The 12510-nt window shown below is 67.7% G+C and carries 15 protein-coding genes; 6 read left to right on the top strand and 9 right to left on the bottom strand.

Annotated elements, in window-relative coordinates:
• Positions 1 to 187: 187 nt before the first annotated feature.
• Complete coding sequence (gcvA, locus tag AC3WOE_RS02120) at positions 188 to 1105, bottom strand: transcriptional regulator GcvA (RefSeq protein WP_492687890.1); 918 nt, start codon at positions 1103 to 1105, stop codon at positions 188 to 190.
• Between the two features lie 132 nt (positions 1106 to 1237).
• Between gcvA and AC3WOE_RS02115 the strand changes: the two genes are divergently transcribed.
• From AC3WOE_RS02115 to AC3WOE_RS02095, 5 genes are all read left to right on the top strand, one after another.
• Complete coding sequence (locus AC3WOE_RS02115; RefSeq protein WP_492687888.1) at positions 1238 to 1486, top strand: DUF2917 domain-containing protein; 249 nt, start codon at positions 1238 to 1240, stop codon at positions 1484 to 1486.
• Positions 1483 to 2052: a GNAT family N-acetyltransferase gene (locus tag AC3WOE_RS02110; RefSeq protein WP_492687886.1), complete on the top strand. Its 570-nt coding sequence runs from the start codon at positions 1483 to 1485 to the stop codon at positions 2050 to 2052. The genes AC3WOE_RS02115 and AC3WOE_RS02110 overlap by 4 nt, the downstream gene beginning before the upstream one ends.
• A gap of 63 nt (positions 2053 to 2115) precedes the next feature.
• Positions 2116 to 2982, top strand: coding sequence for an alpha/beta hydrolase (locus AC3WOE_RS02105; RefSeq protein ID WP_492687884.1), 867 nt, complete (start codon positions 2116 to 2118; stop codon positions 2980 to 2982).
• Positions 2983 to 3014: 32 nt separating this feature from the next.
• Positions 3015 to 4013 (top strand): LLM class flavin-dependent oxidoreductase, encoded by a 999-nt coding sequence (locus AC3WOE_RS02100; protein WP_492687882.1) that lies wholly within the window; start codon positions 3015 to 3017, stop codon positions 4011 to 4013.
• Positions 4014 to 4039: 26 nt separating this feature from the next.
• The gene (locus AC3WOE_RS02095; protein ID WP_492687880.1) at positions 4040 to 4531 is read left to right on the top strand and encodes a MarR family winged helix-turn-helix transcriptional regulator; all 492 of its coding nucleotides are present in this window, start codon (positions 4040 to 4042) and stop codon (positions 4529 to 4531) included.
• 316 nt (positions 4532 to 4847) lie between these two features.
• Here the strand turns inward: AC3WOE_RS02095 and pal are convergent, their stop codons facing one another.
• From pal to AC3WOE_RS02080, 3 genes are all read right to left on the bottom strand, one after another.
• The gene (gene pal / locus AC3WOE_RS02090) at positions 4848 to 5387 is read right to left on the bottom strand and encodes a peptidoglycan-associated lipoprotein Pal (RefSeq protein ID WP_492687878.1); all 540 of its coding nucleotides are present in this window, start codon (positions 5385 to 5387) and stop codon (positions 4848 to 4850) included.
• Between the two features lie 232 nt (positions 5388 to 5619).
• Positions 5620 to 7074, bottom strand: a complete 1455-nt coding sequence (locus AC3WOE_RS02085; protein ID WP_492687876.1) for a hypothetical protein — start codon at positions 7072 to 7074, stop codon at positions 5620 to 5622.
• 62 nt (positions 7075 to 7136) lie between these two features.
• Positions 7137 to 7493, bottom strand: a complete 357-nt coding sequence (locus tag AC3WOE_RS02080) for a biopolymer transporter ExbD (protein WP_492687874.1) — start codon at positions 7491 to 7493, stop codon at positions 7137 to 7139.
• A 112-nt stretch (positions 7494 to 7605) separates the two neighbouring features.
• On the opposite strand from AC3WOE_RS02080, the gene AC3WOE_RS02075 reads away from it, so the two are divergent.
• Complete coding sequence (locus tag AC3WOE_RS02075) at positions 7606 to 8901, top strand: NAD(P)/FAD-dependent oxidoreductase (RefSeq protein WP_492687872.1); 1296 nt, start codon at positions 7606 to 7608, stop codon at positions 8899 to 8901.
• Here the strand turns inward: AC3WOE_RS02075 and AC3WOE_RS02070 are convergent.
• Genes AC3WOE_RS02070 through cyoC form a run of 5 tightly spaced genes read right to left on the bottom strand, consistent with a single transcriptional unit; the run spans position 8894 to position 12502 of the window.
• Positions 8894 to 9451, bottom strand: a complete 558-nt coding sequence (locus tag AC3WOE_RS02070; protein ID WP_492687870.1) for a response regulator transcription factor — start codon at positions 9449 to 9451, stop codon at positions 8894 to 8896. The genes AC3WOE_RS02075 and AC3WOE_RS02070 overlap by 8 nt on opposite strands.
• On the bottom strand, positions 9441 to 10775 hold the full coding sequence (locus AC3WOE_RS02065) for an ATP-binding protein (protein ID WP_492687868.1): 1335 nt from the start codon (positions 10773 to 10775) through the stop codon (positions 9441 to 9443). Before AC3WOE_RS02065 ends, AC3WOE_RS02070 begins: the two co-directional genes overlap by 11 nt.
• Positions 10772 to 11479 carry an SURF1 family protein gene (locus AC3WOE_RS02060; protein WP_492687866.1) on the bottom strand — a complete coding sequence of 236 codons (708 nt, stop codon included), beginning with the start codon at positions 11477 to 11479 and terminating at the stop codon, positions 10772 to 10774. Before AC3WOE_RS02060 ends, AC3WOE_RS02065 begins: the two co-directional genes overlap by 4 nt.
• A 7-nt stretch (positions 11480 to 11486) precedes the next feature.
• Complete coding sequence (cyoD, locus tag AC3WOE_RS02055) at positions 11487 to 11879, bottom strand: cytochrome o ubiquinol oxidase subunit IV (protein WP_492687864.1); 393 nt, start codon at positions 11877 to 11879, stop codon at positions 11487 to 11489.
• Entirely contained in the window at positions 11879 to 12502 is a 624-nt protein-coding gene (cyoC, locus tag AC3WOE_RS02050; RefSeq protein WP_492687862.1) for a cytochrome o ubiquinol oxidase subunit III, read from the bottom strand. Before cyoC ends, cyoD begins: the two co-directional genes overlap by 1 nt.
• Positions 12503 to 12510: the final 8 nt, after the last annotated feature.

Below are 12510 nucleotides of genomic sequence, written 5' to 3'. Positions count from 1 at the left end.
CGATAACCATGCCATATCCCTAACTTGTTGATTTACAAACGGACAAGAATTTGCTTGGAAATTTGTGTAAGGCCCGGCGACACCCGCAACACGGGGACGGAGCGAAGTGTTCGTGAACAAGTTGGCAGACCGTGCCCTGCCCGGGCGTCACGCCCGATCGTGACAAAGTTGGCATCTCACCGGAGGGTTAGGTGCTTCCACATTCCGCGAGCAGCCACTGCTCGAAAGCCTTGACCGCGGGCCGATGGCGGGCCGCCGGATCGACGATGAGCCGGTAGGCCCGCGCCGAGGCGATGCCGGCATCGAAAGGCGTCACCAACTGGCCGCCGGCCAGCAAGGCATCGACGAGCGGGCGGCGCCCGAGAGCCACGCCCTGGCCTGCGACGGCAGCGGCGATGGCCTCCGAATAGCTCGAGAAGCTCAGGCGCGCGGCGGGCCGCAGATCGGCCAGGCCCCAGGCCGTCAGCCAGGGCTCCCACTCGGCCGGCATGCCGGCGCCATCGCCGTCCATGGCCAGATGCAGCAGGGTGTGCCGGGCCAGGTCCGCCGGCTCGCGCAGCGGCAGGCCCAGTTCACCCACCAGACGCGGGCTGCAGACGGGCAGCATGGACTCGGCGAACAGTTGCCGCCCCTGGGCCGCTCCGATCGGGCTGTAGCGGATGGCGAGGTCGAAGCCTTCGCTGGCGAGATTGCGGTTGCCCAGGCCCGCATCCAGGCGCACGTCGATGCCCGGATGGGCCCGCGTGAACGCCGTCAGCCGCGGGATCAGCCACAGCGAGGCGAAGCCGGGGGTCGTCGTCAGCGCCAGCACCCGGCGCTGGTGGGGCTCGCGCACGGCCCGCACCGCCACCCGCAGCGTGTTCAGCGCGGTCGCGCAGGCGGCATGCAGGCGCTGGCCGTCTTCGGTCAGGGCCAGCGCCCGGTGGCGTCGCTCGAACAGGGTCACGCCGAGTTCGTCCTCCAGGGCGCGGATCTGCCGGCTCATGGCCGACTGCGTCACGAAGCGCTCCTCGGCGGCCTGGGTAAAGCTCAGATGGCGCGCAGCCGCCTCGAAAGCGGCCAGCAGCTGCAGCGGCGGGAGATGGTCGATGGGCTTGTTTGACATGCGCTGGAGGAATGCGAAGCCTTCCGAATCGTCGTTTGTCGGCTCATCGCCAAACCCGCAATATCCGCCCCAGACGGCCAGGACGCAAGCATGCCAACCCGGCATGCAAGCCCACCGCCGGAGGAGCACACCATGCTGATCGACGTCCCCCGCACCCGGCTGCTGCTGCAACGCGGCCAGATCTCGCGCCTGCCCGAAGCGCGCGCCACCCACCTGTGCAGCGCCGCCGGCACCCTGTGGGTCACCATCGACCACGACAGCCGCGACATCGTGCTGGAGCCCGGCCAGTGCTTCGTCGTCCAGAGCGACGAAGGCGTCACCGTCAGCGCCCTGAGCGGCCCGGCCGTGCTGGACCTGAGGCCGGCCGAGGCCAGGATGTGAACGCCCTGCTGACCTGGGCGGCGCCGACGCCCACCGCCACGGCAGCGCCCGAGCGCTGGCTGCTGGCGGGCGGGCGCGAAGTCAGGCTGCGCCCCATCGCCGCGGCCGACGCCGTCGCCGAGCAGGCCTTCTTCAGCGCGCTGTCGCTGGACTCTCGCCACAAGCGCTTCCATGTCGGCCTGCGCGAGCTCAGCCCGGCCTTGCTGAAGCTGCTGACCGAGGTCGACCAGAGCCAGCATGTCGCCTGGGTCGTCGAGGCGGAGGAGCCCGACCATCCCGTCATCGCCGACGTGCGCTATGTGCACGAGACCGGCCGCCCCGAGCATGCCGAATTCGCGCTGGCCGTTGCCGACGACTGGCAGGGCCGCGGCCTGGGCCGCCGCCTCATCGCCCACCTGGCCGCCCATGCGCGCCGCCACGGCGTCCAGCATCTGTACGGCGACGTCCTGGCCGACAACCGCCGCATGCTGGCGCTGATGCGCGACCTGGGCGCGCGGTTGCAGGCGCATCCCGATGGCGCGCAACTCGTGCGTGCGGTGCTGAGCCTGGATGCCACGGCCGGCTAAGGCCTCGTCGCGACGGGGCCGCGGCCTACGCGGCATTCACCGCGGCGCGGCGATCATCCGTGCATGCGACGACTCCTCTACACCGGCCTCGCCCTTGCCGCCGGCACCCTGCTCGTGAGCCTGGCCGCCGGCGAAGTGCTGACCCGACCCGCGCGCGCCCCCATCGGCCCGCCGCCACCGGGCCTGGCGGCCGAGACGGTCCACATCCCCTATGGCGACAAGCAGCAGGTCAGTGGCTGGTTCCTGCCGGGCCGGGCCGGCGAAGGTGCCGTGCTGCTGCTGCACGGCGTGCGCGGCAACCGGCTGCAGATGCTGGAGCGCGCCCGCTGGCTGCAGAGCGAAGGCATTGCCGCCCTGCTGATCGACCTGTCCTCGCATGGCGAGAGCAGCGGCGACCGCATCACCTTCGGTCGCCGCGAGGCCCTCGGCGTGCAGGCCGCGCTTGCGTGGCTGCGCCACAGGCTGCCGGGCGAGAAGCTGGGCGGCATCGGCGTGTCCCTGGGTGGCGCCTCGCTGCTGTTCACCGATAGACAGCCGGAGCTGGACGCGCTGGTGCTGGAGTCGGTCTACCCCACCATCACCGACGCCGTGCAGGACCGACTGGTCGCTCGCCTGGGCCCGGCCGGTGCCTGGGCGGCGCCGCTGCTGCTGTTGCAGATCCCGTTGCGACTGGACCTGGGCGTGCATGAATTGCGCCCCATCGAGGCCATCAAGGCCGCCCGCGCGCCGCTGCTGATCGCTTCGGGCACGGAGGACAAATCCACGCGCTGGGTCGAGACCGAGCAGCTGTTCGCCGCGGCGCCCGAGCCCAAGACGCTGTGGCCGGTGCCGGGCGCGGGCCACGAGGACCTGCACGACTTCGACAGTGCCGCCTACCGCGGCAAGCTGCTGCCCTGGCTGCAATCACATCTGCGCAAAGCCCCGGGCTGACGGGGCCAAGCAAGGCTGGGCAAGATGACGCCATGACCGCCCTGCCCCCGCTTTCCATCCTCGACCTGGCGCCCGTCGTCGAAGGCGCCACCACGCGTGAAGCCCTGCTGAACAGCCTGGACCTCGTTCGCCTGGCGGACGAGCTGGGCTACCAGCGCTACTGGGTGGCCGAGCACCACAACATGGAAGGCGTGGCCAGCTCGGCCACGGCCGTGCTGATTGGCCAGCTCGCCGCTGCCTCCAAACGCATCCGCGTCGGCGCCGGCGGCATCATGCTGCCCAACCATGCGCCGCTGACCATCGCCGAGCAGTTCGGCACCCTGGCCGAACTCTTTCCTGGCCGCATCGACCTGGGCCTGGGCCGCGCGCCGGGCACCGACAGGCCCACCATGCGAGCGCTGCGTCGCAGCCTGGAGAGCACGGGCGAGGACGGTTTCCCCAACGACGTGCTGGAGCTGCAGTCCTATCTCGCGCCGCTGGCCGCCGACGCGGTCGTGCGCGCCGTGCCGGGCCAGGGCACCGAGGTGCCGATCTGGCTGCTGGGCTCCAGCCTCTATTCGGCCCAGCTCGCCGCCTATCTCGGCCTGCCCTTCGCCTTCGCCTCGCACTTCGCGCCGGAGATGCTGATGCAGGCCCTGCAGATCTATCGCGCGACCTACAAGCCCAGCGCGCGCCATGCCAAGCCGCATGCCATGGTCGGGCTCAACGTCATCGTCGCGCCGACGGACGAGGAGGCGCAATTCCTCTTCACTTCGGCCCAGCAGCGCTTCCTGGGCATGGTGCGCGGGCGGCGCGGCAAACTGCCGCCGCCGGTGGCCAGCATGGACACGCTGTGGTCGCCTGCCGAGGCCCTGCAGGTGGAACGCATGCTGAGCGAATCCATCGTCGGCTCGCCCGAGACCGTGCGCGCGGGCCTCGCCGCGACGCGGGAGCGCACCCAGGCCGACGAGTTCATCGTCGCCTGCGCGGTGCATGACCACGGCTTGAGGCGGCGCAGCTACGAGCTGCTGTCAGGACTCTCTCAGGACTGAGCCAACCCGGCCCCTATCATGGGCTGATGCCCCGACGCCCCGTCCAAGCGCCCCCCGAACTCAGCGAGTCCGCGACCCGCGTGCTGAGGCGCTTCCGCCTCGTCATCAACACGGTGAAGACGCATTTCCAGCAGGTCGAGAAGCAGACCGGCGTGGGTGGTGCCCAGCTGTGGGCGCTGGGCGTGATCGCGTCGCGCCCGGGCGTGGGCACGGGGGAGCTGGCGCGGGCCATGGACGTTCATCAGTCCACGGCCAGCAATCTGGTGAAGACGCTGGTCGCCCGCGGCTTCGTGCAGGCCGACAAGGGCGGCGCCGACCGGCGTGCGGTGCAACTGACGCTGCTGCCCGCCGGGCGCGACGTGCTGGACACCGCGCCCGGGCCGGTCAACGGCGTGCTGCATCAGGCCCTGACGACGCTGGACGCCCAGACCCTGGCGCGCCTGGATGCGGACCTGGCCAGCGTCATCGCAGCACTGGGCGGGGACGAGCGCAATGCCAACGTGCCCTTGGGCCAGTAGCACCCCGCGTTAAGCCAGCGCCTTTCGGGCCGAGCGCTGGGCCTGCCATGGGCCAAAGGCCCACGGCGTTCCGTTGGCACAAGCAGTCCGCAGGGACTGCTTGTGTCCGACTCCACCTCGCCGAGCCGGCCCGCTTGGGCGATGTGCTTGCGGCTCAATGCCGCAAGCATCGCCATCCCCTCGGGGGCTGAGGCCGGACTCAAGACGCCCAGTGGGCGTCTTGTGCCTGCCGAAGAGCCGCGGCACTGCCGCGGCGCGGTCTGCAAGACCGATCAGGCTCGCATGCGTTCAGCATCGCGAGACTGAGCGAGGGGCTTCATTTTTGCGGGTAGGCGATGTCCGCGCGGCGGTTCTGCGCCCAGGCCGCTTCATCATGGCCGGTGGCCTTGGGATGCTCACGCCCCAGGCTGACGGCTTCGACCTGGCCGTCGCGCACGCCATAGGCCTTCAGGGCCTTGGCGACGGCGTCGGCACGCTTCTGGCCCAGGGCCAGGTTGTATTCGGCGCCACCGCGCTCGTCGGCATTGCCTTCGACCTTGATGGCCAGCTGGGCGTTCTTGCCCATGTACTGGGCCTGGCGCTGCAGCATCGCGTCGTAGTCGGACTTGACCGAATAGTTGTCGAAGTCGAAGTACACGCTGCGCTCCTTGGAGATCAGGCTGTTCGGGTTCAGGTAGTCGGGCACCTCGACCTTCGCAACCTGGGTCTGCGGCGCGGGCGGCGGCGTGGGAGCCGGAGTCTGGACCACAGGCGCAGGGGCAGGAGCCGGTGCGGGCGCCTCCACGGGGGTGCTGCTGCAGCCAGCCAGGATGAGGCCAGCGGCCAGGAGTGCGCCTTGAGTCGAAATCAGCTTCATGAATGAGGGTCCTTGGATGCGCAACCGTCGCGCACGGTCCGCAATGATATCCAATTACATTTGCACAAAACTATTTCACCTGGCCAAGGCACCCAAAGAGACGGGTCATTGCCGACGCACACTGAGCGAATCCATGCATGACCAAGCGCTGTGCTGGCGGTCGCATGAGTTGCTGGCGGGAATCTGAGCCCCCACGTGCCGTCGCTTTTGCGGTGGCCTGCGGCTTTTGTACTCAGTCCCAAACAGGTGGCGGCCTTCCATCAGCCGCCTCCGCAAGAATCGACCTCGTGGGTTCAGCGATCTGGTCTGCGGCGACATGGGACAGAACCTGCTGAGCGAATGCGGGCAGCCCCATCAGCATCGCGGAAATGCGAATCGTCGCCCCTTGTTTCGTCCTGACCCTGAACCACTTCATCACGGAGGCGTACTCGACGCTGCTCACGTCCTCCCATCTCAGCTTGCCGCGACGTCCGAACAGCCGCCCGAACTCGAGCCCATCGGATGTCAGGAGATGCCTGGCAAGGAAGTAGTCGGCAATCATTGCCAGCGACATCGCGGAAAAGAACAGGAACAGCAGGCTGGTCCAGATGCTGGTCGTTGCGTTCTTGCCGGTGGTGTTTGATATCACGCAGAGCGCTACAAACAACGCGAAACCCAAGATGCCAATGACAAGGGTGCTCGGAGGGTGCCGCATGTCATTGCTGAACTGCTCCGGTCGATGCTTCATCCGGCTTCGAGCAACCCAGCCCATCACGACGAACATGACGATGCCCCAGGTCGCCCATTGAATGACGGGCACCCACCGGGGCCGGCTTGGCATGCCTCGGCCTGAGGCAGGATGGCCCGCCTTCTCGTACCAAACCGAGAAACTCAAGAAGTCGGACTGAAATTGCTCCCCTGCATCCGCGGCGAGGCGCAGTGCATCCGCGGCATGTGCCGCCGCAGCAGCGTCATCACCCATATAAAAGGCGACATCCGCTCGGTCTTCACTGACGATGGCTTCGAGCCAGCGCCCCAGCTGGCTCGTCACGCCGCTGGTCCTTGTCTCTTGGACAAATGCATCCATCTGCTCGTGGCTTCCATTCCACCTCGGCGCAAGACTGATCAAGTAGCGAGCCCGAGCAAAGAGGTTGTCTGGAGCCAGCCTGTTGGCGGTGTCGAGGCAAGCGCGAGCGGCTTCGCGATCCAGCGAAAACTGCGCAATGTTCAGCAGGTGCAGAACCGTGATGTACGGACCGGGGCGCAGTCTCAATGCCACGCTCAGGTCTTCATTCGCCCGGGCATGCATTTGCGTCATGTACTCGAGATCCGCTGCCCGTGTTTGATGGGCGTAGCCCCGGCCCCTGCGGTATTCCCCCAGTTTTCTGAGATAGATGCCACGACTCAGACGTGCAACAGGCGAAGAAGGTCGCTGCTCTATCCACGCGGCGAAGTCGTCAGAAAGCGTGTCCTCTTTGCGGTACAGCGGGTAGTAGGCACTCAGCAAACCGCGCTCACTCAACTCATGCTGCTCGAACTTGGATTCGACTGCTTCGTAATGGCGTTCCAATTCAGAGAACTGATGAGCCCTGAGGCTCGCTATCACGTCGATATCGCCAGCTCGGGCACTCGCCGACAGGATGGCGCTCAGCAGCAGGCACTGAACCAGTGTCACCGTCAATGCAGCGGCCCAGCTTGCGAGCCCCACGATCCCAAATCCGCATCGCCTGCTTCGGGCTGCACGCCCAGTTGCGTCGATGGCACAGCACTTCATCGACGTGCAGCCGAAGCTGGAGGCGCGCTCACAGAGCTGCTCGAAGGCTCCATGACGAAGCGCAGGCGTGCCAAGCCAGTCTCTTCCACGATCTTCATCACTGGCGCCAGCTGGGCATATGAAATCTTGTCGCTGCCTGCCACATGGAGTTGCACGTCAGGATGGGCGGCCTTGAGTTCGAGAAGCCGCGCACGCAGCTCCGATAGGGCGACGGGCTTGCCTTGCAGCGTGCAGCGCCCGTCGTCGGCCATCTCGAGACGCGCATCGATGGGTTTCGAAAGCGCGCCTGTGCATGCAGCAACCGTGAGCGCAGCCGCAAGCAGTTTTGCAGGTATGGATATGGGCGACAGCATCGCGGCCTGACATCAAGTCGCGCGACTCTGCCAGTCCCCCCTTTCCGCCGCAACGGTGTGTATTCACCGTCCACACCCGGGCTACATTGGACCCCGCCAATCAAGCCAGCACATGCAAACGGAGACTTACTACGCCGCCACGGCGCCCCAGCTGAGCTTCCCCGCCCTCGCCGGCCCGACCGTCGATGTGGAAGTGGCCGTGCTGGGCGGCGGCTTCGCCGGCCTGGCGACGGCACGTGGGCTTCAGGAGCGCGGCATCACCAGCGTGGCCGTGCTGGAGGCCCACACCATCGGCCATGGCGCCTCGGGCCGCAACGGCGGTTTCGTGTTCGGCGGCTACAGCCGCGACGCGGCGGATCTCGTCAGCGACCTGGGCCTGGACGCGGCGCGTGAGTTCTACGCCCACAGCCGCGAGGCCGTCGCGCTGATACGCGCACGCATCGAGCGCCACGCCATCGACTGCGACCGCAAGGAAGGCGGCGCCCTGTGGTTGAACTGGTTCCGCAACAGCCCGCGCGCCGAGCGCCAGCTGCGCGAGCAGGCAGGCTGGTTGCGCGAAAACTTCGGTGTGATCTGGGACGAGGTCGAGCCCGCGCAGGTCCGGCAGTGGCTGGACTCCGAGCGCTATGGCGGCGCGCTGCTGGAACGCGATGCCTTTCATTTCCATCCGCTGAAGTACGCGCTCGGCCTGGCCCGCGTCATCGAGCAGGCGGGGGGCCGCGTTCACGAGCACAGCGCAGTGACGGCCATCGACAAGACCGACAGCGGCGGCTTCGTGTTGCGTACCGCGCAGGACGTCGCCATCCGCGCGACCCAGGTCGTCGTCGCGGGCGGTGGGTATCTGAAGCAGCTGCTGCCGGAGCTGATCAGCGCCCGCCTGCCGATCGCGACCTATGTCATCGCGACCGAGCCCCTGCCCGAGAAGCTGCGGCCCATCCGCACGCCAGCGGCCCTCTACGACAACCGCTTCGCCTTCGACTATTACCGGATGCTGGCCGACCACCGGCTGCTGTGGGGCGGCCGCATCTCCATCCAGGAACGCGAGCCGGATCGCATTGCCGAACTGCTGAAGGCCGACATGCTCAAGGTCTATCCGCAGCTCGCCGGCGTGCGCATCGAGCACGCCTGGAGCGGACTGATGAGCTATGCCCGCCACAAGATGCCCCAGGTGGGTCAACTGACGCCGGGCCTGTGGTTCGCCCAGGCCTTTGGCGGTCATGGCGTGTCCCCGACGACGGCGGCGGGCGAGTGGCTGGCCGATGCCATCAGCGGCCGGGCCGCCCTGCCCGCAGGCTTGCAGCGTTATGGACTGACGCCCGTGTTCGGCCAGGCGGGGCTTCTGGCGGCCCAGGCGACCTACAGCTGGGCGGAGCTGCAGGATGCCTTAAGAGAGCTCATCACTACTTGATGCGCTGCTTCTCGAGCTTGCGCGCCAGCGTGCGGCGATGCATGCCGAGGCGGCGCGCGGTCTCGCTGATGTTGAAGTCGGTCTCGGCCAGCACCTCGTGGATGCGCTCCCATTCCAGGGTCTTGATCGACGCCGTCTGGCGTTCCGTGACCTCGACGTCGGCGTCGCCCTGCCTACGCGCGAAGGCGGCCTCGATGTCGTCAGTGTTGGCCGGCTTGGCGAGGTAGTGGCAGGCGCCGAGCTTGATGGCCTCGACGGCGGTGGCGATGCTGGCATAGCCGGTCAGCACGACGATCAGCACCTCCGGGTCCCAGCCATGCAGGGCCTGCACGCAGGCCAGACCGGAGGCGCCATTGGCCAGCTTCAGGTCGACCACGGCATGACCGAGCTCCTCGTCCTCGGGAAGGTCGTCGAGGAGATTCTTCATGTCGTCGAGGCCGGTGGCGCGCACGACACGCCAGCCACGGCGCTCGAAGGAGCGGGTCAGCGTGTGGGCAAAGCTGTCGTCGTCCTCGACGATGAGCAGCAGGCGGTCGTCTTCAGCGGGCATGGAACCTGGATTGTCGAGGCAGCAGCGACGCGAGCGGCAGGGTCAGCACGACCTCGGCGCCACCGCCTTCGCGGTTGCGCGCCTCGAGCCGCCCGCCCAGGGTGCGCGCCACGTTGACGGACAGGAAGAGGCCCATGCCGCGGCCGGGCTGGCCCTTGCTGCTTTGATAGGGCTCGCCCAAATGCTTGAGCCGCTCGCCGTCGAAGCCGGGGCCGTTGTCGCGCACGCTCAAGGCCAGCGTCTCCTCGTCGGGGCAGGCCGCGACAAGCGTCAGCGGCATGCCCGGGGCCGCCTCGAACGCGTTGTCGAGCAGATTGGCGACGACCTGCTGGAGGGCGGTGTCCGAGATGATCTCCATCTCGGGCAAATCCTTGTTGCGAAGGGCCAGGTCGGCATTCGGGTGGGCCATGCGCCAGTCCTTGGCCAGGCCGTCGGTGAAGGCCTTCAGCGTGGTCAGCCGCGGCGCCTCGCCGCGCATCTCGCCGGCCGACATCAGGATGCCGGTGACGATGGCCTTGCAGCGCAGGATCTGGCGCTGCATTTCCTCGATCTCCTCGCGCAGTTCGGGCTCGGCCGCGAAGGGTGCCATATGCGCCCAGTCGCCGAGGATGACGCTGAGCGTGGCCAGTGGCGTGCCCAGCTCGTGCGCGGCGCCGCTGGCCAGCAGGCCCATGCGCACGATGTGCACCTCCTCGGCCGCGCGCTGCTGCAGCTCGGCCAGCTCGGCGTCGCGCTGGCGCAGGTTGCGGTTGATGCGCACGATGAAGACGCTTAGCAGGCCGACATTGAGCAAAAAGCACAGCAGCAGGCCGCCGAGGTAGTTGGGCGACAGCGTCGTCGGCGAGGTCGGGTCCAGCAACAGCGGCCGGTGCCATTCCATCAACGCGACAAAGCCGGTCACCGCGCTCAGCACCACCGCCCACAGATAGGCCGGGCGCAGCAGCACGGACGCCACGGCGACCTGCAGCAGATAGAGGTAGATGAAGGGGTTGTCGCTGCCGCCGGCCAGGTAGAGCTGGCCGGTCAGCACGCCCACATCGACCAACATCGCGATGCAGAGCTCGATCTGAGAGACCGGCTGGGTCAGGCGGTTGCGCCAGAGGCTGAAGAGGTTGAAGGCAACGAGGATGCCCAGCAGGCTCATCATCTCGGCCCAGGGCAGCGTGATGCCCAGCCCCACATGCACGACCAGCACGGTGGCGAGCTGGCCGCCGACGGCCAGCCAGCGCAGCTCGATGAGCTGGCGCAGATTGGCGCGGCCGGCGCGGCGCTCGGGCGCGACGGCAACGGGTTCGACGGTGGACGGCAGCGAGGTCGTGTTCAAGGCGTGGCGCGCCGGCGCTCTTCACGCAGCAGATAACCCACCGCGGCGGCCGTCATGGCCGCGAGCGCCAGCCAGGTGGCGGCGTAGACGGCGTGATTGTTGGCGAAACGGATCACCGTCAGGCCGGGACGCGGATAACGCAGAGGTTGGGCTGGGTCGGCGGACTCGTCGACGAAGTAAGGGGCGACCTTGTCGGCCACGCCCAGTTGGGCGGCGATGCCCGCCACGTCGCGCGAATACCAGCGGCCTTCCTCAGGCACGTTCTTGCGCAGCGGGCCGCCGCCGATCTCGGTCAGGCGCAGCAGGCCGACCAGTTCGACCGGACCGGAGGGCGCCACATGCTGTTCGGGCGCACGCTGCTCGGGCGGCACGAAGCCGCGGTTGACGAGGACGGCGCTGCCGTCGTCCAGGCGCAGCGGCGCCAGCACCCAGTGACCACCGCCGAGCTCGGTCGTGGCCTGCACGAGGACTTCACGCGGCTCGAAGTGGCCGCGCAGTCGCAGGGGGCGATATTCGTCGACCTTGGAGACCGCAGCCGAAGCCGGCGGCGGCGCGACCGGCGCCGAGTGGACCTGTCGCTCGACGCGAGCGATCAGGTCCTCTTTCCAGCCCAGGCGCTGGACCTGCCAGGCAGCCAGCGCCAGGAAGCCGACGCTGGCGAGAGCCGCGCTAACGATCAGTGCGATGCGTGCAGCGCGGCCCATGCCGGGCTCAAGGCATGTTGCGCATCGCCGCGGGATCGGGCGTCGGCATCATGTTGGCGTTCATGTGATACATGACCCACACCGAGCCCGACAGCATGATGACCACCAGGGCGGCCGTGAACAGCAGGGCCAGCATGGACCAGCCCTGCTCGACCTTGGCGTTCATGTGCAGGAAATAGATCATGTGCACGACCATCTGCACGGCCGCGAAGCCGAGGATGACCAGGCCCGTCAGCTTCGGCGTAGGCAGGACCTTGCCCATGACCAGCCAGAAGGGAATCGCCGTCAGGATGACCGACAGGATGAAGCCGATGGCATAGCCCTTGTAGCTGACGTGGAAGTCGGCCTCACCGTCGAGGTGGTCGTCGTGACCGTGATCGTGAGCGTGGTTGGCCGCCATCACAGCACTCCCATCAGGTAGACGAAGGTGAAGACGCCGATCCACACGACGTCCAGAAAGTGCCAGAACATCGACAGGCACATCAGGCGGCGGCGATTGGCAGGCGTGAGGCCGAGCTTTTGCACCTGCACCATCAGCGTGACCAGCCAGATGCAGCCGAAGGTGACGTGCAGGCCGTGGGTGCCCACCAGCGTGAAGAAGCTGGACAGGAAGGCACTGCGGCCGGGGCCGGCTTGCTCGTGGATGAGGTGGTGGAACTCGAACAGCTCGATGCCGAGGAAGCCCAGACCGAACAGGCCGGTGATGGCCAGCCAGGCCAGCAGCAGGCCCTTCTTGCGGGCCTGCATCGCGATCATCGCGAAGCCATAGGTGATGGACGAGAACAGCAGCAGGCCGGTGTTGACGGCCACCAGCGGCAGGTCGAACAGGTCGGCGCCCGACGGGCCGGCCGCGTAGTTGCGGCCCAGCACGGCGTAGACGGCGAACAGCACCGCGAAGATGAGGCAATCGCTCATCAGGTAGAGCCAGAAGCCCAGCATGGTGCTGCCGGGCGGGTGGTGCTCGCCGCTGTGGTCGTAGTAGACCGGGGCGCCGTTCACATGGGTAGCAACAGTTGCAGTCATGTCAGGGA

This window comes from Roseateles sp. FW305-36 (assembly GCF_058787015.1).
Note: the sequence above shows the minus strand (reverse complement) of the source record. Positions and strands in the feature narration are given on the sequence as shown.